This window comes from Methylobacterium fujisawaense (genome assembly GCF_039619325.1).
In the GTDB taxonomy this organism is placed as follows: Bacteria; Pseudomonadota; Alphaproteobacteria; order Rhizobiales; family Beijerinckiaceae; genus Methylobacterium; species Methylobacterium fujisawaense.
This window is the reverse complement of record NZ_CP155000.1, coordinates 2,705,506-2,725,892: the sequence shown is the minus strand read 5'-3', so window position 1 is coordinate 2,725,892 and position 20,387 is coordinate 2,705,506. Positions and strand designations below refer to the sequence as shown.

The following is a 20,387-nucleotide window of genomic DNA, read 5'->3' as shown; positions in this document are numbered from 1 at the left end:
ACCAGCATGGGCGCGGCTAATTGCTGTTGTGCCAGGCCTTGATCTGCCGGAACACGGCCTGCCCGTTGTTGACGGTCACCTCGATCGTCTTGCCCTCCGAGGGGCAACAATGGGCGTCGCCAGGCCCCTGCGCGACGGCGTAGATCACCGCCCGCTTGTCGTTGAAGTCCGCGCCTTTAACGATCGACCAGCTCTGCGGCTTGCCGATCTCAACCGCCGTGTCGTCCTTCACCCCGTAGACCTGCGCGGTGTAGCCCCAGTTGTTGCCGCCGTTGCAGCCGTCGACACTGTAGATCAGCACCAGCGCGCCATCGAACCGCGCCGACGACGGGCCCCCGCCAGCGCCGATCCGACCGGCGTAGGACATCCCGACGTTGCACTCGCGGTTGTCCTGCTCAATCCGCTTCAGGACCCGCTGCATCATCGCAGCGTCCGACGGTTTCGGATCGGCCTGAACGCCCGTGCAACTTATGAAGAGAGCAAGACCGACTAAGGCGTAGTGCATCAGGGTCCTGCCAGCAGCTTGAGCCACGTTTAGGCGCTCCACTGAGCTATCACGTCGAAACGAGTTGGGAGCGATCCGCGAGCACTAGGTGACGCGGAGGAACCGATCGATACTGTCGGCACCCCCGCAATTCCGTGTAATTACCTTTTGCAGAACTCGCCCTTCAGCCAAGAAATCACAGACTCTTTGTCTCGGCTGAGGCTATTGCTAGCGTTATTGTTGTGACATTGGCAGATCTGTAGCAGTTCGATCGCACGATCGTCGTGTCCCGCGCAGGCCTCTTGGCCCGCCTCTCTTGCTAAATCATTCTGGTGACGAAGACCGTATTTCGGCACATATTTTGGACACTCCGACAACATCGGCTGATCTTTTATCAGCTTGGTGGCCCGCTTAAGGCACCACTCCGCGTTGATTGCGCCTTCTGATTGAGCCTGCGCACTACTTGCACATAAAGCGCCGGCAAGAACGATAAATGACATGAGTTTCATAGGTAAGAATCGCCTAGTTTGTGTTTGCGATACTATCAAGGACAACATGAGATGCTAGATCCGGTCAATATGTGATTGCTCTGGTATAATCAGCCAAAAGTATCATAATTCGATTTACAAACTTAACACCCCCGGCCACTATCCTGCGCCAGAAGGCAATAGAAGCGCCACGCCTTGGAGGGCCGCAGCTATCCCTGCTGCCACGGCAGCCCACGCGCTCAGCTGGCTCTGCCTGATCATCGCCCGCGCGAGATTGTCGATCTCCGGGCTGGATCCGGTCGACACGACCTGCTCACCGATGATCTGGTTCATCGAGGTGTGCATGCTGTACACGGTGATGGGGAACTGGCTCGGGACCTCTACCCTCGCCGAGGCCCACCAGAGCCCTGCGGCGGCGATGGCCGCTAACGCGGATGCGACGTTCAGCCAGTAGGCCATCAGCCCAGTGCCCAAACTATCGTGGTGCCCGCCATACCGACTGCTGCGACGCAGATCAGGGCGAACGGCAAGGCACAGCCCATCGCCCTGCCCATCTTCTGCCTGCGGCCGCCGCGGGTGAGCGGCACACCGATCTGACGCGAGAGGCGCCCCTTGGCGGCCGACATCCCGCTGGCGCGCTTCCACGAGAACGACGTGCCGAAGGTCTTGCGACGGCGGGGCATTTTTCAGCTCTCCTGACGGCGAGTGGAGGCGCTACTGGGGCTTCACGAACGGCATCGGCAGCCAGAAGCAGTCCGGCTCGCCCTTCGGCCGCAAGCATGTCGAGTTGGACCACACGGAGTTCTCCTCGACGATGCCGGTGACGCCCTCGCTGAACGGCCGGCAGTCCGGGATCTTGCGGGTGACGAACTTGATCGCCGCCTCCTTGTCGCCGGCCAGGAACAGCGACTTGACCTTGCTGAGGTCGTCCTTGTCCCGGCAGCCGATGAATCCCGTCTCGAGCCGACCAGGTTTGCCGGCCATCACGAAGTCGGCGGCGCCGGCAGGAGCGACGGTTGCGGCCACTGCGACGGCGGCCAGCAGGATGGGGCGGAGCATGGTGACCTTCTGGGGAACTCAACTTCCAGATGAGGCCAGCCGCGCCTCGCGCTGACAAGGGTGCGCGTGCGTCTAGGTTGTGCGAAACTCGCAGAAGCTGTGCGACCGTATCAGCTCGGGACGGTTGATCGAGAAGAGACCGCACGCCCCAGTAATTGCCTCCGACCATTCGGTGGGCGAGTTGCGTTGCGTGTTGGTTCGGCTCGCACTGGTGAGATCGGATGCTCCCCCGCCCCGTGAGCAGATCGGGGCGGCGCCGAGCGGCCAGCGCTATGCGCCGCCAAGCCGGATCGTCGATCTCGGCGTGACGGAGCCTCGCACAAAGGAAGACAAGAGCGACTGGACGTGATCCCGGCACTCCGCCACCCTACGGGATGCGCACGCTGATCCTCGGCCTAATCATCATCTCGGCCACTCCTGCCGCCGCTGACCAGTGCGACACGGCCGCCGCGCGCATCGCCGCCCAGGTCGGCGGATCCGTCCGCACCCGCATCGGCCCGGCGATCAAGATGCAGCACCCGGAAGCCGCCAACTTCTCCGTCGACTGCAAGGGCGCGACCATCTCCCGGGTGTCCGGCAGCAAGGACGATCCAGGCTCGGTCGCCGGGTTCGCTCAACTCATCGCTCGCACCTCCAGCCTCGCCCTCGGCACGACCGAGGATCAGGCCGCAGGGGTGATGCTGTCGTGCGTCCGTGCTGCCTCGCGCGCAGCCGGCACCCTCAAGGAGGCGAAGGCTAGCGGCTTGAAGGTCGAGTGCTTCGTGAAGGGAGATTACGTGGCCCTGGAGGTCACGCGGCCTTAGAGGACCAATTCGCCAAAATCTTCCGAGAAACCTAGCGTCGAAGCATCAGCTATCAGTGTACAAGGCGCGCAATTCTGTTTCAGTAAGGAAATTGCCCACAGGCGTTGAAATCGGCAAGCTTTTCAGTATCAAATTGATGCTCCGGACCTCATTATAATTATAGTTTTTAAACCAAGTGATGTTAGTCAATCTTTCATCGACGGGATATTGACCGACATCCAGCATCAGGATTAGCGGCGGAAAAGAGATTTCGGAGAACACTGAAAGTCGGCCGTTATTCATGTCCATAGAGGAGGCAATACCGGTCGACCGCAGAACGACAGAATGCTCCAAATTGTACAAAGCAATGGAAATACGAAATTTATCCGGCAGCGCTCGATTTTCCTGATTTAGTATGAAGCGGATCATTTCAGGGTGAACTTCAGCGTACCGTTCCGAGTTGACACTGCAAAACATCGTCATAATTTGTTTTAAGATGTTCAAAGGCTTGATTTTAAGGGTGATCCAGCCTGATTTATAAACTTCAAGACCTGCACACATTGGGTAAAGCGCATGAGAAAAATCAGTGAATGCAGGAACGTACCAGCTACCAGTTTTGCTGTTACAATCGCCACACAAGGTGTAGCCACCAACTCCTCTTTGATTAGTTCTCCCCTTACGATTGTCTAGATATTCGATCGTATCGCGACCGATGATAAGGTCCCTGTTTGGCTCCAGTACACTTTGGTCGTTGAAGGCAGATTCCGGAGGAATGTGCTCGTATGTAAGCGGTCCTACGCTGCCGCATATGCGGCATTTGCCGATTATCGTTCTGCGCGACATGTCTCATTTGGCTGCGATCTGATCATCAACTATATCCTCGCACGAGCGACCCGGCGATCGCCTCGCCGGGCGCAGAAAGTGACGGCCAGAGCCCTCAGTCCTTCTTCTCGGCGGCCTTAGAAGGGGCGGCCCTTTCAGAGGGGCCACCGGTCGGTGGCGTGGGTGCCGCCTGGCTGGTCGCGCTGGCGTGTCCACCTTGTATGTATGTCGGATGACTCCCGGTGTGTCCTTTGTGTCCCTCGTTCAGCGATTGCCGGCCCGGGTGTCCATCCTGCGCCATCCTGCCCGGATGGCCCTTCTGAACCTCCTGCAAAGGAGCCGGCCCCTTATTATCCTTGTTATCCTGTGCCATCCTACATTCCTTGTATCTTCGGTCGCTGGAACTCGATTCGTTTGACTTCTCCGGCAACTATAAGAGTGCTCTTGCCTGTCGGTTCCCATGGCTTGTCGTCGTGAATGTCGTAGACTTGACCAATAAGTATGTCCCTTTCTTTGCTGTCGGAGGATGCAAAAGAGTCATTCACCCACCAGCCACCGATTTGCTTATCATCCTTCGTAGTAACACAGATAAACTCGCCGCCGGCTTGAGAAAATTTATAATCCCAAGCATTAGGAACGACGTGGATCGGCCTGAGTTTGCACCAACAAAGAAGCTTATAAAGCAATTGTCGCTGCGAAGACGCGCCGGAAGCTATGCCAGATACGGCAGGAGCGATTAATATAAGAAAACTCCAGACTAATATTTTGTTTTCTGCAAGTAGATTGTATGGAAATGCGAGATAAATAGCTGATCCGAAAGCAGCGTTGTTGATAGAACTGTATGCGAGCAGTCTAACAAACTGATCGACGCCGGTTCTATCTTGCTCGATGACAAATTGCGCTCGCACGGCTCGAATTATGAAGCCTGGGACAACGAAAATGAGAGCGATGTATACTACGTCGAGTGAAGTCAGCCCGCTCATCGTCTGCCCTTAAGCGCCTGGATGCCAAGGCCAACGTCAACGTTGGGTGCACTTTTTGGATCCGTCGGCAGCACGCCCACGCCTGCATCACATTCGATAGGGGCACCCATCTTGACGTGGGCTTCCGCGGAAAGCTTCCTTTCGCTGACCCTAACCCGATCGATCCACTAGGCATATCCCGAGCAATGCAAGATACAATGTTCAACGCGTTCAAAGCTGCATTCATCGAGTATGGCTGGATGGGACTTGTGGCGGTTGGCCTTGTGTTGGCCGCCTTTTTAGTCATCCGGTATGTCTTATTCAAGTGGATGGACAATAGATTTCAGCAATCCCTTGAGGCGTATAAAATTCAGGCTCAAGCCACTACGGAGCAGCAAAAGCACGATCTCCAGAAGATATTGGAAGATAAAAAATACGATATCAATTCACGGTTTGATAGAACGACTCGTATCAATCAACTTGAATTTCAAATGCTACCAGATCTTTGGTCACACTTGAATGATGCTATTATCAAGACGCAAAGCTTGTCTGGGATTCGCCAATATCCAGACGTGTCTCGGTTGTCGGAGGAAAAACTCAAACGGCATCTGGTGCAAATGAAATTTACAGATAACCAGATCGAAACCGTAGTCGAATCAAATGATAAAGATAAGTCTTATCGAGCAATTATCGACGCAATTGATCATGGCGAGGCCGCGGAGTCATTCAATCGGTTTGCTATCACGATGAGGAAAAGTGCAATTTTCATACAGCCAGATCTATTTGTGTCTTTTAAGGAATTTGAAGATATTGTGAAATCAGCGCTTATAGAATGCGATATGAACCGTCAGGGTTTTTATCCCACTAGAATGTTTGAGCATCGACAGAAATTAAGCGATGCTGCTGGCAGCGACCTTAACAAATTCGAAGCTCGAATTAGAGATAGGTTGTGGGGCTCTATTGCCCCAGAAATATAGCTGCTAATTCGTCCCACCAGAAGTGCTATTCTCCTGAGTGAACCGATCAAGGACTTTGAGTGCGGCCGCTATAAGTACCGCCATCGAAATGTAGCCAACCAATGCCTCACTTGCTGCAATCATACGGGCGGATGGCTTGGGGATAAAATCGCCATACCCAACCGTTGTCCAAGTAATAACTGAAAAATATAAATAATCGCTCGCCATAATTGGGTCTCCGGACGAAGATGTTATCAGATCATTGTCCTTGTAGATGAGCGCATACATTAAAATGAAGTCTATCACCAAAGCAGACGCAAGCAGAAACAATTTTAACGATCTGACACGGTCGTTCAATATGAGCGAACGAACAGCAATAAACATAAATATGCAGAATGTAACGACAAGATATGCAGGACTAAATTTCTGGTTGTTGTGACCCAAAAACAATGCTGACAGCAGGGCGAGTGGCGATAGACATGTAAAAACAAACCACTTCCGCTGCCCTGCTTCTAATTTGCTCGATCGTTGTTTGGGCATTTGTCACGATTGCTCTGCTGCTGAAGGCTTCTTCAATCTCACACCAGGCCCCTCGCCGTTCTCCTGGATGAAGATGACGCCGGCCGCCTCCAGGGCGGCCTGGAGCTTCGCCCCGGTATCGGCGCGACCACCGATTGGGCCGTCCTCTGCTTCCAACCGCTTCACTGTCGGGATCGACACGCCCGACTCGCGAGCGAGATCCTCCTGTGACCACGCCAGGAGAGCCCGAGCCGCCTTCGCCTGACGCGTCGAAATGGCCATTTGATACTTTCGGTATTGACGCCATCCGGCATCATCGTTTAATACCGATAGTATCAGACGCGGCTAGCAGGAGCAACGCGGCCGAGCCCTGACGCCTGCGCGAAAGCGCGGTCCCACGCACATCCCGAAGCCTTCAGCCCCGGAGGACACCGGTTATGGCAACGCCCCCGCTCGCCCCGCGTCCGGCCAAGCGCCGGCCCCTATCCCCGCAGACCCGAGCCGACGCCCTGCTCGACCCGGACATGCTTGTCCGGGGCCCGGTCATCCGCGCTACGCGGCCGGACACCGCCCACGTCCGGGCGCCACGCTTCCTGGACGTCGCTGGCGAGCTGCTGACCGCCACCCTGATCATCGCCGGTGGCGTCTTCGCCTACGGCTTCATTCCCGTGGCTTGAGGAGGTCGACGTGAACACCGCACAGCTTCATCACCAAGCCCCGGACCTGCGTCGGCGCGCCGTCGCGCGCCGCGGTAAGCTCGCCCCTCTGCTCGCCGCCTCCGTCGCACCGACGCGCGGCGACGATACTGAGCGTCTCCCCGACTACACGGCCTTGTGGGCGCGCCTGCCGCTGCCGTTCACCCCGGCGCAGGCTTGGCACCTGCTGTCGCCCGCGACGCAGACCGAGATCGGCGCCGCGCTGATCGGCATGGCGCTGGCCGAGTACGTCTCCGGCGACATGTACGCCGAGGAGGACCAGTTCCACGACAGCCGCCTACGGGCGGCGGCCGACAACATCGCCAACGACCTCCTGGCCGGCATAGAGGATCGGCTATGGTCGCTATTCCCGGAGCTGCTCGGCCCGGAGAGCGATCACCCCGCCTGGGCGCTCGACGCCGGCATGGCGCCCGTCCGCTCGCTCGCGAAGATCGGGGACCGCGCATGAAGCTCGCTCGCATCCTGCAGACCTCGGATCTGCGCCAGCGCGCTGCCGCGATCCGCTACAACGTCGCTCGTCGCATCCGCCCGGCCGCCGCACCGGTCCTGCCGCGGCCGGCCGACGTGGCCGGCGCGATCGAGCTCGAAGCTCTCACCGTGCCCGAGCTGAACGCGCTCCACGACACGGCGGCTCTCATCGCGGAGATCTGCTGCGCGGTGTCGTGCCAGCCTCGGTGCCTCACCAAGGCCGCCGACGGCTCCGAGGAGCCGACGGCCGCCGGACGGCTGGCGGTCTGGCAGATGGGCTTGGGCACATCGCTGATGGACCGTGTCATCGACCGCCTGGAGGAGCTGGGCCAGCCCGCCCGTCGGGACGGGTCGGAACCGCAGATGGTCGACGTCCTCGACGTCTACGAAGTCGCGCCGTTGAGGATCTGAACCATGGCCGAGATCCTGACCTTCAAGCGCCGCCCCAAGCCAGCGCGCATGCCGGACACGCGCACCCGCATCCAGGGCGCCCTCGCTCTGGCTCTCGACGCCGTCGACCACCTCGTGGCCGCGCTCGACGAGATCGATGGCGATCCGGACCTCGAGGACGGCGCCGATGCGGAGCCGAGCCTCGGGGCGCCGGAGGGCCATAGCTCGCAGATCATCTGGTTGCGCGGCAACGATCGCGATCTGGAGGATGCGTAGCTCGGCTCTCAGAAGGCCGCAGCGGTCTTTTACGGTTGACGTCGATCCGTCTCACATCGTATGACCGCTGTGGTCTTCTGAGGACGTGACGTGGAATCCACGCAGATCGAAAGCTGGAGCTTTGGCCGGAACGAGGCGGCAGACCTCGTAGGTATGAGCTCCGTCCAAGTCGGCAATTATCTCAAGCGCTACGACCTATTCCCAGGCCGGCCGCGCGGGAAGGGTTATCACGTCAGCTTCAAGCTCCGGGATCTGCTGAAGCTCGCCGCCGTCAAAGCTCTGATCGAGAGTGGGCTCACACCCGAGCAGGCGGCCGAAGCGCTGCGAAACCTCCAGAGCCCCCTCGATGCGATGATGCACGACGGGTACGGCAAGGATCAGGAGCCGGCTTTCACCTACCCCGGGACGATGTTCTTCACCCGGAATGCTGACGGCCATTGGATCGCGGCGGACGGTCCGGACAAGGTCGTGTGTATTCAGATCCGGTGCTGGCCGTTGTTCGACGACCTCTGGCCCCGCGTGCGCGCGAAGATTCGGGAAGAGAGCACACCCGACTTCATGGCGCCGTACCCCGGCGACGTTGAGGCGGGCATCGCCGCCTTCGAGGCCGAGATCGCGAAGATCCGGGCGCAGCGCTGGGGCAAGGAGGCCTGAGACCGTGCCCCGCCGCGCTCACGAGGATCAGGGCCTGTTCCCGTGTGAAGCCGAGGTGGCGCGCCGCCTCAGCCAAGATCCGGTCGCGTGGAAGGCGAAAGCGATCATCCTGGAGCGCGATGGGCTGCCGAAGATCGACCCCTTGTTCGGCGGCCGGTTCTGGCCAGGCGTCGTCGCCTTCCTGAACCGCCGCTACGGTCTCTCCCGCGTCGAGGCATCCGCCCTCGACGGACAGGAGAACCTCGATGCCTTCTGAACTCAGCTTCCCCGGCCTGAAGCGCCGAGCGCGAAAATCCGGGCCTCATGCAGCCTATTGGGTCGCTCGCGCGGACCTCGTGCGGACCGGCTACCAGCCCGAGACGGTCCGGATCCCCTACGATCTCGATGATCCGGACCAGCAGATGCTGGCCAGTGCCCTCTGCATGAAGCTGCAGGCCGAGATGCTGGAATGGGCATCGGGCCGGCGGCGCGACCCGAACCGCTTCGACGGGACCCTGCTCAGCCTGTCCAAGAAGTACCAGACGGACGAGGCGAGCCCGTTCAACACCAACATGAAGCACAACACCCGCCGGACCGACCTCAGCATGCTGCGGTTGATCGAGCGGACCGTCGGGGCTCGCCAACTCGCTCAGCTCGGGAACGACGACTTCCGGCGCTGGTACAACGAGGCCAAGAAGCCGAAGGCGCCGGGCGGACCCGAGCGGGTCCGGCGCGGCTACGGATTGATCAAGAAGCTCCGAGAGCTGTTCTCGTTCGGCATCATGGCCGGGCTGCCGCAGTGCAAGCGGCTGCACGAGATCCTCAGCCACGCCCGGTTCGCCCAGCCGGCCCGGCGGCGAATCACCCTGAAGCTCGAACACGTCGAGGCGTTCATACCCGTTGCGCTCGAGCAGGGGCGGCTCAGCCTCGCGCTCTGCACCGCCATCCAGTTCGAGGCGGTGCTCCGGCAGCGCGACGTGATCGGCGAGTGGATGCCGATCCCCGACGGCGAGGAGCCGAGCGGCATCGTCATCAACGAGCGGCGTTGGCAGAACGGCCTGACCTGGGCCGACCTCGCGGGCGACATGGTGGTCCGCAAGGTCACCACGAAGACGGGCGCGATCGTGGCGCACGACTTCAAGCTCTACGCGCTGGTGATTCGGCTCCTCGACATGGTGCCGGCGGCCAAGCGGGTCGGGCCGCTGATCATCAACGAACACACCGGCAAGCCCTACGCGGAGTGGGTCTTTACCCGCGAGTGGCGCGCCGTGGCCCGAGCGGCCGGCATCCCGGACGAGGTCCGGAACATGGATGCCCGGGCCGGCGGGATCACGGAAGCCGATGATGCGGGCGCCGACTTCGACTCCATCAAGTCGACGGCGGCGCACGCCAACGCTTCGACGACGCAGCGGTACATGCGCGGTGCCGTCGGAAAGGCTCGGAACGTGGCGGTCCTGAGGGCCGCGCACCGGGCCAAGGAGAACAAGGCCTAAACAGCCTTGGGGAACGCGACGGGGAACGTGGGGAACGCGAGATCAACACGAAGGCTGAAATTCGCTAGCACCATCAGTCAGATGGGAGTGGAGCGGGTACCGGGAATCGAACCCGGGTATTCAGCTTGGAAGGCTGCTGCTCTACCATTGAGCTACACCCGCGCGGGCGGATCGTTAGCACGCTGCGATGCCCGTGAGAAGGTGGGGCGCGGCCGGCGATGAACGGCCGCCGCGAAGGGACGATCCTCCGGCGCCGCGCCGCTCGGCAACCCGGCACCACCTCGAAACGAGGGGCTTGCGACGGTCGCGTCGCTCCAGCCGGGAGCACGCGTCGCGGGACCGAGGCGTCGCCCGATCAGCCGAGCCCCAGCGCGGCGCGGGCCTCGGCGGGCGTCGCGACCCGCCGGCCGTGCCGGGCCACCGCCTCGGCGGCGAGGCCGACCAGTTCGGCGTTGCTGGCCGCCAGACGGTCCTTCGTCACCCGGATGTTGTCCTCCAGGCCGGTGCGGACCGCGTCGGCGCCGCGGGCGAGCGCCCAGTCCATCACGATCGCCTGGTTGCGGCCGATCCCGGCCGCCGTCCACGTCGCCTCCGGCAGGATCCGCCGCGTCTCGGCGAGCAGGATGTCGAGGAGGTGCTCCTCGGCCGGCATCGCGTTCTGGACGCCCAGGACGAACTGCACGTGCGGGCGTGCGTCGATCAGGCCTGCCTCCACGAGGCGCCTGGCGCCGTGCAGGTGCGAGAGGTCGAAGATCTCGATCTCGGGCCGGACGCCATACTGCTTCATCTGGCCGGCGAGGTCGGTCACGAGGCTTGCGGAATTCTCGTAGACGATCGTCGGGAAGTTCACCGAGCCGGTGGACAGGGACGCCATGTCGGGCCGGTGCTTGAGCGAGAGGCCGCGGGCGGCCGGGTCGCGCCCGCGCCCCCCCGTGGAGAACTGCACGATCATCCCCGGGCAGTGCTCGCGCAGCCCCGCCTGCACGGCGGCGAACTTGTCCGGGTCGGAGGAGGGCGACTCGTCGTCGTTGCGCACGTGGATGTGGCAGAGCGTGGCGCCTGCCTCGAAGGCCTGATGCGTCGACTCGACCTGCTCGGAGACGGTGACCGGAACGGCCGGGTTGTCGGTCTTGCGCGGCACGGAGCCGGTGATCGCCACCGCGATCACAACGGGCGCCTCGCTTCGGGATCCTGCCATCCGCCTGTCCTCCCTGCCTCTTGGAATTCGGAATCCCGGATAGCGCCGTGGAAGCCGGATCTGAACCGCCCGGCGCGGGCGGCAGATCCGTCTGCGGGACATCTCGGGCCGGATGACAGCCCGGACCCGTGTCCCGACGGACTTGTGTCTCGCCGGCGCTTGCCGCACCTCTTCCGGCCGCGAGGCACACGATGAACGACACGATCCTGGTCCTGAACGGGCCGAACCTGAACCTGCTCGGCAAGCGCCAGCCCGAGATCTACGGCCGCGAGACCCTGGCCGACGTCGAGGCCCTGTGCCGCGAGACCGCCGCCGGCTTCGGGCTCACGGTCGATTTCCGCCAGAGCAACGCCGAGCACGTGCTGATCGACGCGATCCACGATTTCCGGGTCGGCTCGGCCGGCATCGTGATCAACGCGGGCGCCTACACCCACACCTCCGTGGCGCTCCTCGACGCGCTCAACACCTGCGAGGTGCCGGTGATCGAGTGCCACATCTCGAACGTCCACCGGCGCGAGGCCTTCCGCCACCACTCCTACATCTCGCTCGCCGCCACGGCGGTGCTGGCGGGGTTCGGGACGCACGGCTACGCGCTCGCCATCCGCCACCTCGCGCATCTGCGGGCCGGCAAGCCTGCATGAGGCGCGGATAGCGCCGCGATCAGGGTTGACGCTGGCGGAGACAGGGCGGAGGAGGGCGGTCAGGCCCTAGTTTCACGCGCGCTCCCCGGCCGGACCGGTCCTCATGGCCCCGGAGAGCGCCTCAAGCGGAGCGCGCACGCCGCATGACCAGCCCCTTCCTGCCCCTCGACCGGACCGTCATCGCCCGCGAGGCGGCCAAGATGTTCCTCGAGATCGGTGCCGTCCTCTTTTACAAGGACGAGCCGTTCAAGTTCACCTCCGGCTGGGCGAGCCCGGTTTACACCGACAGCCGGAAGATCATCTCGTTCCCGCGGCTGCGCTCGACGCTGATGGACTTCGCCACCGCCACGATCGTGCGCGAGATCGGCTACGAGCAGCTGACCCACATCGCGGGCGGCGAAACCGCCGGCATCCCCTTCGCGGCCTGGATCGCCGACCGGATGATGCTGCCCATGCAGTATATCCGCAAGAAGCCCAAGGGCTTCGGCCGCAACGCCCAGATCGAGGGCGAGATCGTCGACGGCGCCCGGACGCTGCTGGTCGAGGATCTGGCCACCGACGGACGCAGCAAGGTCAACTTCTGCAAGGCCCTGCGCGAGTCCGGCGCCCAGGTCGATCACTGCTTCGTGCTGTTCTACTACGACATCTTCCCCGGCAGCGCCGCGCTGATGGAGGAGATCGGCATCAAGCTCCACTACCTCACCACGTGGTGGGACGTGCTGGCGGTGGCCAAGGAGATGGGCACCTTCGACCCGAAGACGCTCGACGAGGTCGAGCGGTTCCTCAACGCGCCGGCCGAGTGGTCGGCCGCCCATGGCGGCATCTCCGCCTTCGGCCAGGCCTGAGGGGTTTTCGCGATGGGCGTCGCAGACCTGTTCCCCGCCGAGCGCCAGGACGCGAAGCCGGTCGACCGGATCACGATCCGCCGGCCGGACGACTGGCACATCCACCTGCGCGACGGCGCGATGCTGAAGGCGGTGCTGCCCTACACGGCGGCGCAGTTCGCCCGGGGCATCATCATGCCGAACCTCGTGCCGCCCGTGACCACGGTCGCCGCCGCGGAGGCCTATCGCGCGCGGATCCTGGCGGCCCTTCCCGCCGGCATGGACTTCACCCCGCTCATGACCTGCTACCTGCGGGACGACACCGATCCGGACGAGATCGAGCGCGGCTTCCGGGAGAAGGTCTGGGTCGCCGCCAAGCTCTATCCGGCGGGCGCGACCACGAACTCCCATGCGGGCGTCACCGACCTCCTGGGGATCGCGCCGGTGCTGGAGCGGATGGAGCGGATCGGCATGCCGCTCCTGATCCACGGCGAGGCCACCGACCCGGAGATCGACATCTTCGACCGGGAGGCCGCGTTCATGGAGGGCAGCCTGATCCCGCTGCTCGGCCGGCACAAGGGGCTGAAGGTCACCGTGGAGCACGCCACCACGGCGGAGATCCTCGACGTGGTCCGGGAGCACCGGAGCCGGTGCGCGGCCACGATCACGCCGCACCACCTCGTGATCAACCGGACGCACATCTTCCAGGGCGGGCTGCGCCCGCACCTGTACTGCCTGCCGGTGGCCAAGCGCGAGCGGCACCGGCTGGCCCTGCGCAGGGCCGCGACCTCCGGCGAGGCCTGCTTCTATCTCGGCACCGACACCGCCCCCCACGTCCGCGGCGCCAAGGAGGCGGCCTGCGGCTGCGCGGGCGTGTTCTGCGGGCCGAGCGCGCTCCAGACCTACGTGCAGGTCTTCGACGAGGAAGGGGCGCTCTATGAGTTCGAGGCCTTCGCATCCCTCAACGGCGCCCGCTTCCACGGGCTGGAGCCGAATGCCGGGACCGTGACCCTGGAGCGCCGGCCCGGCCGGGTCGCCGAGGCCGTGACCGTGGACGACACCGCGGTGGTGGTGTTCCGGGGTGACGAGACGCTGCCCTGGTCGGTGGTGTGACCGCCTAGGCTGAGGACAGCGCACCGTCATCGCGAGCGGCGCGAAGCGACCCTGGGCAGCGCGACATCGGTGATCGTCGCGCGACACTGGATTGCTTCGCTGCGCTCGCGATGACGGACATCGGCACTCCATCCAATCAGCCAAAGCCATCTTTGCCTGGATCCAACCTCCGGGTACCGATCTTCGGTTGATGCGGAGGAGGGTACGATGCAGGACGCGCGACAGGATGGCATCACGGCGATGGGTGCCGTGGATCTCGCCGCGGCGATCCGCGGGCGGGTGGTCTCCTGCGCGGAGGTGATGCGCGCCTATCTGGAGCGGATCCACCGGCTCAACCCGCAGGTCAACGCGATCGTAGGCCTGCAGGACGACGCGGCGCTCTTGCGGGAGGCTGAAGGTGCGGACGCCGTCCTGGCGCGGGGCGAGCCCGTCGGGCCGCTGCACGGCTTCCCGCTGGCCGTGAAGGACCTCGACCCGGTCCGCGGCCTGCCGTTCACCCAAGGGTCGCCGATCTTCGCCGACCGGATCGCCGAGACGGACTCGATCATGGTGACGCGCCTGCGCGCCGCCGGGGCGATCTTCATCGGCAAGACCAACATCCCCGAGTTCGGCCTCGGCTCGCACAGCTTCAACCCGGTCTACGGCGCCACCGGCAACGCCTACGATCCGGCGAAGACCGGGGGCGGGTCGAGCGGCGGCGCGGCCGTGGCGGTGGCGCTGCGGATGCAGCCGGTGGCCGATGGCAGCGACCATGCCGGTTCGCTCCGCAACCCGCCGGCCTTCAACAATTGCTACGGCCTGCGCCCGGCCTGGGGACGGATCCCCGCCGAGGCCAAGGACGTGTTCAGCCCGAACCTCGGCGTGCTCGGGGCGATCGGGCGCACGCCCGCTGATATCGGCCTGATGCTCTCGGTTCTGGCGGGCTACGACCCCCGCTGCCCGAACGCCATCCGGCAGGACCCCTCCGCCTTCGCGAGCCCGCTCGCCCGCGACTTCCGCGGGACGCGGATCGCGTGGCTCGGCGATTGCGGCGGCCAGATCCCGTTCGATCCCGGCGTGCTCGACGTCGGACGCTCCGCCCTGGCGACGTTCGCGGAGATCGGCTGCACCGTCGAGGAGGCGATGCCGCGCTACGACATGGAGCGGCTCTGGGAGGATTGGCTGGTGCTGCGCGCCTTCACCGTCGCGGCAAATCTCCGCCCGTTCTACGACGAGCCCCGCCACCGGGCCCTGCTCAAGCCGGAGGCGGTCTGGGAGGTCGAGCGAGGGCTGGCGCTCGGCGCCGACCGGATCATCGCGGCCCTGGAGGGGCGCACCCGCTGGTACGAGACCCTGCGCCGCTTCATGGAGGGCTACGATTACCTCGTCATGCCGAGCGCGCAGGTCTTCCCGTTCGACAAGGCCCTGCGCTGGCCCGAGACGGTGGGCGGACAGGCGATGGACACCTATCACCGCTGGATGCAGATCACGATCCCGGCGACGATGTCGGGCCTGCCCGCGCTCGACGTGCCGGCCGGGTTCGGAGCCGCCGGACTGCCCACCGGCATCCAGATCGTCGGACCCAACCACGGCGAACTCGCCTGCCTGCAACTCGGGGCCGCCTACGACGCGGCGAGCAACTGGGTCCGCCGCTTCCCGCCGCCCCTGCAGTGAGGCAGCGGCTTCGCCTCCGAACCGGCTCACTTGCACGCGCGGACGCGTTGACCCGCCGCGCGCGCTCCGCTATGAGGCCCGACACTTCGCGCGCCGACCATGAGCCAGTTCCGGATCATGCGGGCGCCGCGGGGCAGGTTCGGATTTCCGATGACCACGGTCCTTATTGTAGCGGTAGCGTCACCGACGGGGCGGCCCTGAGCTAGGGCCGCGATCCGGGCGGTGGCGCATGCAGGGTCCCTCGGGGCCCTTTTTTGTTGCCCGCGTCCGGGCGGGACAGGACTGGGACGGAGATCCGAGGCGAGAGGCACCTTCGGGCGAGGCGGAGACCGCCCCGCGTGACGGGGGTGCCGGGAGAGAGGACGGGGCAGGGCGGCGATCACGGGATCGCGGTGGCTCCGGAGAGCGCGAGGAGACGAGCATGGGCGGCGAGGTCATGACCGGGGCCGAGATGGTCATCCGGGCCTTCCAGGATCAGGGTGTCGACACGCTGTTCGGGTATCCGGGCGGCGCCGTACTTCCGATCTATGACGCGCTCTTCCACCAGAACGCCGTCAAGCACATCCTCGTCCGCCACGAGCAGGGCGCCGTCCACGCCGCCGAGGGCTATGCCCGCTCCTCCGGCAAGGTCGGCTGCGTGCTGGTCACCTCGGGCCCCGGTGCGACCAACATCGTCACCGGGCTGACCGACGCGATGCTGGATTCGATCCCGCTGGTCTGCATCACCGGCCAGGTCCCGACGCACCTGATCGGCACCGACGCGTTCCAAGAGTGTGACACGGTCGGCATCACGCGCCACTGCACGAAGCACAATTACCTGGTCAAATCGATCGACGACCTGCCGCGCATCCTGCACGAGGCGTTCTACGTGGCGGCGAACGGCCGGCCCGGCCCGGTCGTCGTCGACCTGCCCAAGGACATTCAGTTCGCCTCCGGCCTCTACGAGCGCCCGGAGATCGCGAGCCACAAGACCTACCGCCCGGCCGTGAAGGGCGATGCCGACCGGATCCGCGCGGCCGTCGAGCTGATGGCGACCGCGCGCCGGCCGGTCTTCTACACCGGCGGCGGCGTGATCAATTCCGGCCCGGAGGCGTCGCGCCTGCTGCGCGAGCTCGTCCGCGAGACCGGATTCCCGATCACCTCGACCCTGATGGGCCTCGGCGCCTATCCGGGCACGGACGAGAAGTTCCTGGGCATGCTCGGCATGCACGGGACCTACGAGGCCAACCTCGCGATGCACGAGTGCGACGTGATGATCTGCGTCGGCGCCCGGTTCGACGACCGGATCACCGGCCGGCTCGACGCGTTCTCGCCCTTCTCCAAGAAGATCCACATCGACGTCGACGCCTCCTCGATCAACAAGGTCGTCAAGGTCGATGTCGGGATCGTCGGCGACTGCGCCTCGGTGCTCGGCGACATGCTGGAGGCGTGGCGCGCCCTGCCGTCTCGGCCCGACAAGTCCAACCTCGATCCGTGGTTCCAGAAGATCAGTGCCTGGAAGGCGCGGGACTGCCTCGCCTACTGGCCGTCGGGCACGATCATCAAGCCGCAATACGCCGTGCAGCGCCTCTACGAGGCCTGCAAGGACCGCGAGACCTACATCACCACCGAGGTCGGCCAGCACCAGATGTGGGCGGCCCAGTACTTCAAGTACGACGAGCCGAACCGCTGGATGACCTCCGGGGGCCTCGGCACGATGGGCTACGGCTTGCCGGCGGCGATCGGCACGCAGCTCGCGCATCCGAATGGGCTGGTGATCGACATCGCCGGCGAGGCCTCGATCCTGATGAACATGCAGGAGATGTCGACGGCGGTTCAGTACCGCCTGCCGATCAAGGTGTTCATCCTGAACAACGAGTACATGGGCATGGTCCGGCAGTGGCAGGAGCTGTTGCACGGCTCGCGCTACTCGCAGAGCTACTCGGAGAGCCTGCCGGACTTCGTGAAGCTCGCGGAGGCCTACGGCGCCAAGGGCATGCGCTGCGAGAAGCCGGGCGACCTCGACGGCGCCATCGCGGAGATGCTCGCCTATGACGGCCCGGTGATCTTCGACTGCATCGTCGACAAGACCGAGAACTGCTTCCCGATGATCCCGTCGGGCAAGGCGCACAACGAGATGCTCCTGTCCGACTACCTCGGTGAGACCGGCGTCGAACTCGGCGACGTGATCTCCGAGGAAGGCAAGATGCTGGTGTGATGGGTTTGGCGGCGGCCCTCCGGGGTCGCCGCCGGTGAGCACGGACGGGACGACGAGGACGAGGCCGGCGATGAATGCGATGAACACCCACTACCCCGATGCCGTCCGCGTCGAGCCGGTGAACCGGCACACGCTGGCGGTGATCGTCGACAACGAGCCCGGCGTGCTCGCGCGCATTTCGGGCCTGTTCTCCGGCCGCGGCTACAACATCGAGAGCCTGACCGTCTCCGAGACCGAGGAGGCGCGCCACATCTCCCGCATCACCATCGTCACGACAGGCACCAACGCCGTGATCGAGCAGATCAAGGCGCAGCTCGACCGGCTGGTGCCGGTCCACCGGGTGGTGGACCTGACGCTCCAGGGCAACGCCCTCGAGCGCGAGATCTGCCTCGTGAAGGTGAAGGGCGAGGGCGAGCACCGCAGCGAGGCCCTCCGGCTCGCCGCGGCCTTCGGCGCCAAGACGCTGGACGCCACGCTCAACTCCTTCGTGTTCGAATTGACCGGCGCCACCGAGGAGATCGACCGGTTCGTGCGCCTGATGAGCGTGATCGGGCTGGTGGAGATCTGCCGGACCGGCATCTCCGCGATGGGGCGCGGGGCTGAGCCGCTGTAGGCTCCGGCGGCTGACCTCTGCTAGGATGCCCCGTCCCCGCAGGAGGCGGAGTGATGGAAGCCAAGGTCATCCGCTGGGGTGACGACCTCGCCGTCCGTCTGAGCAGCGCGGAGGCCGAAGAACTCGGCATCCGCGAAGGCGAGACCGTGGAAATCGTCTCGAAGCGTCCGGTCACGCCGGAGCCGCAGCAATGGGCTGGGCGCCGGTACGTCAACGGGCTGCCGGTCTATACGCTCGAGGACATGGTCGCCGAGATGCGCCGTCTGGGCCCGGATTTCGAGCCGCCGACCGTGGACTGGGGTCCGGATGTCGGCTCTGAGATCATCGATGACGACGACTCCCGCTGAGCCATCGCTTCAGGCCGGCGATTTGATCCTCGTCGAATTCGGTCCTGTCCGCGGGACGGAACAAGATGGTCGTCGACCGGCGTTGGTTGTGTCGGAAGTGCTGATGAACACGGCGACGCGCCGCGTCATCGTCTGCCCGATTACGAGCAACATCGAACCATGGCCGACGAAGGTCATGCTTCCGGTCGGAATGACTGTCGAAGGCGCGGTGTTGACGGATCAGATCCGGTCCATCGATCAGCGGGCGCGTATTCTGAGGCGCCTCGGCGTCGCGCCGGGCGCTGTTCTCGCCGAAGTCCGGCATCAGATCGCGAAACTGCTCGGGCTTTGAAGCAGGACGGCGTATAGCAGTGTCATGACCGCCCGCACCCTCTACTACGCCCCCGGCGCCTGCTCGCTCGCCGCCCACATCGTCCTGGAGGAATCCGGGCTGCCCTACGAGGGCATCAAGCTCGACCTCGCCGCCGGCGACCAGCGCCGGCCGGAATACCTCGCGATCAACGATCGCGGCCGCGTGCCGGCGCTGACCGAGGATGGCTGGGTGCTCACCGAATGTGCGGCCATCATGCGCCACGTGGCCCGTCAGGTGCCGGAGACGGCTCTGTGGCCCGCCGACCTGCGGGAGCAGGCCGCCGCGGACGAGTGGCTCGGCTGGCTCGCCTGCAACCACCACGTGACCTACGCGCATGTCCGCCGTCCGGAGCGCTACATCGACGATGAGAGCGCGTTCGACGGCATCAAGAGCAAGGCGGCCAACACCTACGCGGATCTCGCCACCATGACCGAGGTGCGCCTCTCGCACGGCGGCTGGGCGGTGGGCGACCGCTTCAGCGTCGTCGACGCCTACCTGATGGTCTTCTGGTTCTGGGCGAATGGCCCGGTGCTGCGGTTCGACATGGCCGGCCGCTTCCCGGCCTGGACCGCCCATGCCCGCCGCGTCGCCGAGCGCCCGGCCGTGCAGGCCGTCTTTGCCCGCGAGGGGTTGCCGCTCCCGCGCTAATCCCATTCGGTCGCGGCACCCCCCCTTGCCGCAGCCATCGAATCGGCCTAGAGCGCGTACCGTACGGTACGGTACGCCATTCGAGATGATGCAGGCCAGCGCCACAGCAGAGCGGGAAGCGCCGTCGGCACGCCAGCAGGCGGTGCTGGACGTCGTGCTCGGCCTCATGGTCGAGGACGGCGAGCAGCTCACCATGGACGCCGTCGCGCGCCGGGCGAGCTGCTCGAAGGAGACGCTCTACAAGTGGTTCGGCGACCGGGACGGGTTGCTGACCGCGACGGTGCGCTGGCAGGCCTCCCGGGTCCATGCCGGGCACGACGCCGCGCAGATCCTCGACGGGGCGACCCTGCGGGAGCGCCTGCAGGATTTCGCCGTGACGTGGCTGGAGGTCATCACCGGCCCCACCTCGGTCGCGTTGAACCGCATCGCCATCGCGCATGCCGGCTCGCGCAAGAGCAATCTCGGCGGCATCGTGCTGGCCAACGGCCGCTTCGCCATCGGCGAGCGGGTGAAGCCCGTGCTGGAGGCCGGGCGCGCCGCCGGGCTACTCGCCTTCGCCGACAGCGAGGCCACCTTCCGCACCTTCTTCGGCCTCGTCGGCCGGGATATCCAGATTCGACTTCTGCTCGGCGAGACCCTCGATTTCGACGGGGCCGAGATCCGGCGCGATGCGGGCCGCGCCGTCGAGCAGTTTCTGGCCCTCTACGGCCAGGCCAAACCCGACCCGAACCGCCACGTTTAAGAGGAGACAGA

At 64.5% G+C, this 20,387-nt stretch carries 28 protein-coding genes and 1 tRNA gene; 19 read left to right on the top strand and 10 right to left on the bottom strand.

Features of this window, described 5'->3' with window-relative positions:
- Nucleotides 1–16 precede the first annotated feature (16 nt).
- The 4 genes from ABC766_RS12945 to ABC766_RS12930 all read right to left on the bottom strand — a co-directional run bounded on the left by ABC766_RS12945 (nucleotide 17) and on the right by ABC766_RS12930 (nucleotide 2,031).
- A complete protein-coding gene (locus ABC766_RS12945; RefSeq protein ID WP_345822413.1) occupies nucleotides 17–424 on the bottom strand; it encodes a hypothetical protein in 408 nt (135 codons plus the stop codon).
- 707 nt (nucleotides 425–1,131) lie between these two features.
- On the bottom strand, nucleotides 1,132–1,431 hold the full coding sequence (locus ABC766_RS12940) for a hypothetical protein (RefSeq protein ID WP_345822412.1): 300 nt from the start codon (nucleotides 1,429–1,431) through the stop codon (nucleotides 1,132–1,134).
- Nucleotides 1,431–1,655: a hypothetical protein gene (locus ABC766_RS12935; protein WP_345822411.1), complete on the bottom strand. Its 225-nt coding sequence runs from the start codon at nucleotides 1,653–1,655 to the stop codon at nucleotides 1,431–1,433. The genes ABC766_RS12940 and ABC766_RS12935 overlap by 1 nt, the downstream gene beginning before the upstream one ends.
- Before the next feature lie 31 nt (nucleotides 1,656–1,686).
- Nucleotides 1,687–2,031: a hypothetical protein gene (locus ABC766_RS12930; RefSeq protein WP_345822410.1), complete on the bottom strand. Its 345-nt coding sequence runs from the start codon at nucleotides 2,029–2,031 to the stop codon at nucleotides 1,687–1,689.
- Between the two features lie 374 nt (nucleotides 2,032–2,405).
- Between ABC766_RS12930 and ABC766_RS12925 the strand changes: the two genes are divergently transcribed.
- Nucleotides 2,406–2,834, top strand: coding sequence for a hypothetical protein (locus ABC766_RS12925; RefSeq protein ID WP_345822409.1), 429 nt, complete (start codon nucleotides 2,406–2,408; stop codon nucleotides 2,832–2,834).
- A 45-nt stretch (nucleotides 2,835–2,879) separates the two neighbouring features.
- Here ABC766_RS12925 and ABC766_RS12920 read toward each other — a convergent pair whose 3' ends face one another.
- Together ABC766_RS12920 and ABC766_RS12915 are read right to left on the bottom strand one after the other, a co-directional pair.
- The gene (locus tag ABC766_RS12920) at nucleotides 2,880–3,656 is read right to left on the bottom strand and encodes a hypothetical protein (protein WP_345822408.1); all 777 of its coding nucleotides are present in this window, start codon (nucleotides 3,654–3,656) and stop codon (nucleotides 2,880–2,882) included.
- A 353-nt stretch (nucleotides 3,657–4,009) separates the two neighbouring features.
- Complete coding sequence (locus tag ABC766_RS12915) at nucleotides 4,010–4,618, bottom strand: DUF6338 family protein (protein WP_345822407.1); 609 nt, start codon at nucleotides 4,616–4,618, stop codon at nucleotides 4,010–4,012.
- A 197-nt stretch (nucleotides 4,619–4,815) separates the two neighbouring features.
- Here ABC766_RS12915 and ABC766_RS12910 point away from each other — a divergent pair, with 197 nt between their 5' ends.
- On the top strand, nucleotides 4,816–5,574 hold the full coding sequence (locus ABC766_RS12910; protein WP_345822406.1) for a hypothetical protein: 759 nt from the start codon (nucleotides 4,816–4,818) through the stop codon (nucleotides 5,572–5,574).
- Between the two features lie 3 nt (nucleotides 5,575–5,577).
- Here ABC766_RS12910 and ABC766_RS12905 read toward each other — a convergent pair whose 3' ends face one another.
- Entirely contained in the window at nucleotides 5,578–6,093 is a 516-nt protein-coding gene (locus tag ABC766_RS12905; protein WP_345822405.1) for a potassium channel family protein, read from the bottom strand.
- Between the two features lie 3 nt (nucleotides 6,094–6,096).
- Nucleotides 6,097–6,354: a helix-turn-helix transcriptional regulator gene (locus tag ABC766_RS12900; RefSeq protein ID WP_345822404.1), complete on the bottom strand. Its 258-nt coding sequence runs from the start codon at nucleotides 6,352–6,354 to the stop codon at nucleotides 6,097–6,099.
- Between the two features lie 155 nt (nucleotides 6,355–6,509).
- Here ABC766_RS12900 and ABC766_RS12895 point away from each other — a divergent pair, with 155 nt between their 5' ends.
- The 7 genes from ABC766_RS12895 (at nucleotide 6,510) to ABC766_RS12865 (ending at nucleotide 10,048) form a co-directional block, all read left to right on the top strand.
- Complete coding sequence (locus ABC766_RS12895; protein ID WP_345822403.1) at nucleotides 6,510–6,749, top strand: hypothetical protein; 240 nt, start codon at nucleotides 6,510–6,512, stop codon at nucleotides 6,747–6,749.
- A 10-nt stretch (nucleotides 6,750–6,759) separates the two neighbouring features.
- On the top strand, nucleotides 6,760–7,236 hold the full coding sequence (locus ABC766_RS12890) for a hypothetical protein (protein WP_345822402.1): 477 nt from the start codon (nucleotides 6,760–6,762) through the stop codon (nucleotides 7,234–7,236).
- The gene (locus ABC766_RS12885) at nucleotides 7,233–7,667 is read left to right on the top strand and encodes a hypothetical protein (RefSeq protein WP_345822401.1); all 435 of its coding nucleotides are present in this window, start codon (nucleotides 7,233–7,235) and stop codon (nucleotides 7,665–7,667) included. The genes ABC766_RS12890 and ABC766_RS12885 overlap by 4 nt, the downstream gene beginning before the upstream one ends.
- Nucleotides 7,668–7,670: 3 nt before the next feature.
- Complete coding sequence (locus ABC766_RS12880; protein ID WP_345822400.1) at nucleotides 7,671–7,922, top strand: hypothetical protein; 252 nt, start codon at nucleotides 7,671–7,673, stop codon at nucleotides 7,920–7,922.
- A gap of 90 nt (nucleotides 7,923–8,012) precedes the next feature.
- Complete coding sequence (locus tag ABC766_RS12875) at nucleotides 8,013–8,576, top strand: MerR family transcriptional regulator (protein ID WP_345822399.1); 564 nt, start codon at nucleotides 8,013–8,015, stop codon at nucleotides 8,574–8,576.
- 4 nt (nucleotides 8,577–8,580) lie between these two features.
- Entirely contained in the window at nucleotides 8,581–8,832 is a 252-nt protein-coding gene (locus ABC766_RS12870; protein ID WP_345822398.1) for a hypothetical protein, read from the top strand.
- Nucleotides 8,822–10,048 carry an integrase gene (locus ABC766_RS12865; protein WP_345822397.1) on the top strand — a complete coding sequence of 409 codons (1,227 nt, stop codon included), beginning with the start codon at nucleotides 8,822–8,824 and terminating at the stop codon, nucleotides 10,046–10,048. The genes ABC766_RS12870 and ABC766_RS12865 overlap by 11 nt, the downstream gene beginning before the upstream one ends.
- Nucleotides 10,049–10,136: 88 nt before the next feature.
- On the opposite strand, the gene ABC766_RS12860 is transcribed toward ABC766_RS12865, so the two are convergent.
- Nucleotides 10,137–10,210, bottom strand: a tRNA-Gly gene (locus tag ABC766_RS12860).
- A 193-nt stretch (nucleotides 10,211–10,403) separates the two neighbouring features.
- Nucleotides 10,404–11,246 (bottom strand): 3-keto-5-aminohexanoate cleavage protein, encoded by an 843-nt coding sequence (locus ABC766_RS12855; protein ID WP_342141424.1) that lies wholly within the window; start codon nucleotides 11,244–11,246, stop codon nucleotides 10,404–10,406.
- Between the two features lie 191 nt (nucleotides 11,247–11,437).
- Here ABC766_RS12855 and aroQ point away from each other — a divergent pair, with 191 nt between their 5' ends.
- The 10 genes from aroQ to ABC766_RS12805 all read left to right on the top strand — a co-directional run bounded on the left by aroQ (nucleotide 11,438) and on the right by ABC766_RS12805 (nucleotide 20,376).
- Complete coding sequence (aroQ, locus tag ABC766_RS12850) at nucleotides 11,438–11,887, top strand: type II 3-dehydroquinate dehydratase (protein WP_179697684.1); 450 nt, start codon at nucleotides 11,438–11,440, stop codon at nucleotides 11,885–11,887.
- 143 nt (nucleotides 11,888–12,030) lie between these two features.
- Nucleotides 12,031–12,732 (top strand): orotate phosphoribosyltransferase, encoded by a 702-nt coding sequence (locus tag ABC766_RS12845; RefSeq protein ID WP_053611097.1) that lies wholly within the window; start codon nucleotides 12,031–12,033, stop codon nucleotides 12,730–12,732.
- A gap of 12 nt (nucleotides 12,733–12,744) precedes the next feature.
- Nucleotides 12,745–13,824, top strand: coding sequence for a dihydroorotase (gene pyrC / locus ABC766_RS12840; RefSeq protein WP_345822396.1), 1,080 nt, complete (start codon nucleotides 12,745–12,747; stop codon nucleotides 13,822–13,824).
- A 207-nt stretch (nucleotides 13,825–14,031) separates the two neighbouring features.
- Nucleotides 14,032–15,477 (top strand): amidase, encoded by a 1,446-nt coding sequence (locus tag ABC766_RS12835; RefSeq protein WP_345822394.1) that lies wholly within the window; start codon nucleotides 14,032–14,034, stop codon nucleotides 15,475–15,477.
- A gap of 421 nt (nucleotides 15,478–15,898) precedes the next feature.
- Nucleotides 15,899–17,674 (top strand): acetolactate synthase 3 large subunit, encoded by a 1,776-nt coding sequence (locus ABC766_RS12830; protein WP_342141427.1) that lies wholly within the window; start codon nucleotides 15,899–15,901, stop codon nucleotides 17,672–17,674.
- A 70-nt stretch (nucleotides 17,675–17,744) separates the two neighbouring features.
- The gene (gene ilvN, locus ABC766_RS12825) at nucleotides 17,745–18,287 is read left to right on the top strand and encodes an acetolactate synthase small subunit (RefSeq protein WP_043347129.1); all 543 of its coding nucleotides are present in this window, start codon (nucleotides 17,745–17,747) and stop codon (nucleotides 18,285–18,287) included.
- Nucleotides 18,288–18,340: 53 nt separating this feature from the next.
- Nucleotides 18,341–18,634, top strand: a complete 294-nt coding sequence (locus ABC766_RS12820) for a MazF family transcriptional regulator (RefSeq protein ID WP_342141428.1) — start codon at nucleotides 18,341–18,343, stop codon at nucleotides 18,632–18,634.
- A complete protein-coding gene (locus ABC766_RS12815; protein WP_043347126.1) occupies nucleotides 18,615–18,965 on the top strand; it encodes a type II toxin-antitoxin system PemK/MazF family toxin in 351 nt (116 codons plus the stop codon). The genes ABC766_RS12820 and ABC766_RS12815 overlap by 20 nt, the downstream gene beginning before the upstream one ends.
- A 24-nt stretch (nucleotides 18,966–18,989) precedes the next feature.
- Nucleotides 18,990–19,634 (top strand): glutathione S-transferase family protein, encoded by a 645-nt coding sequence (locus tag ABC766_RS12810; protein ID WP_342141429.1) that lies wholly within the window; start codon nucleotides 18,990–18,992, stop codon nucleotides 19,632–19,634.
- Nucleotides 19,635–19,719: 85 nt separating this feature from the next.
- Entirely contained in the window at nucleotides 19,720–20,376 is a 657-nt protein-coding gene (locus ABC766_RS12805) for a TetR/AcrR family transcriptional regulator C-terminal domain-containing protein (RefSeq protein WP_043347122.1), read from the top strand.
- Nucleotides 20,377–20,387 lie beyond the last annotated feature (11 nt).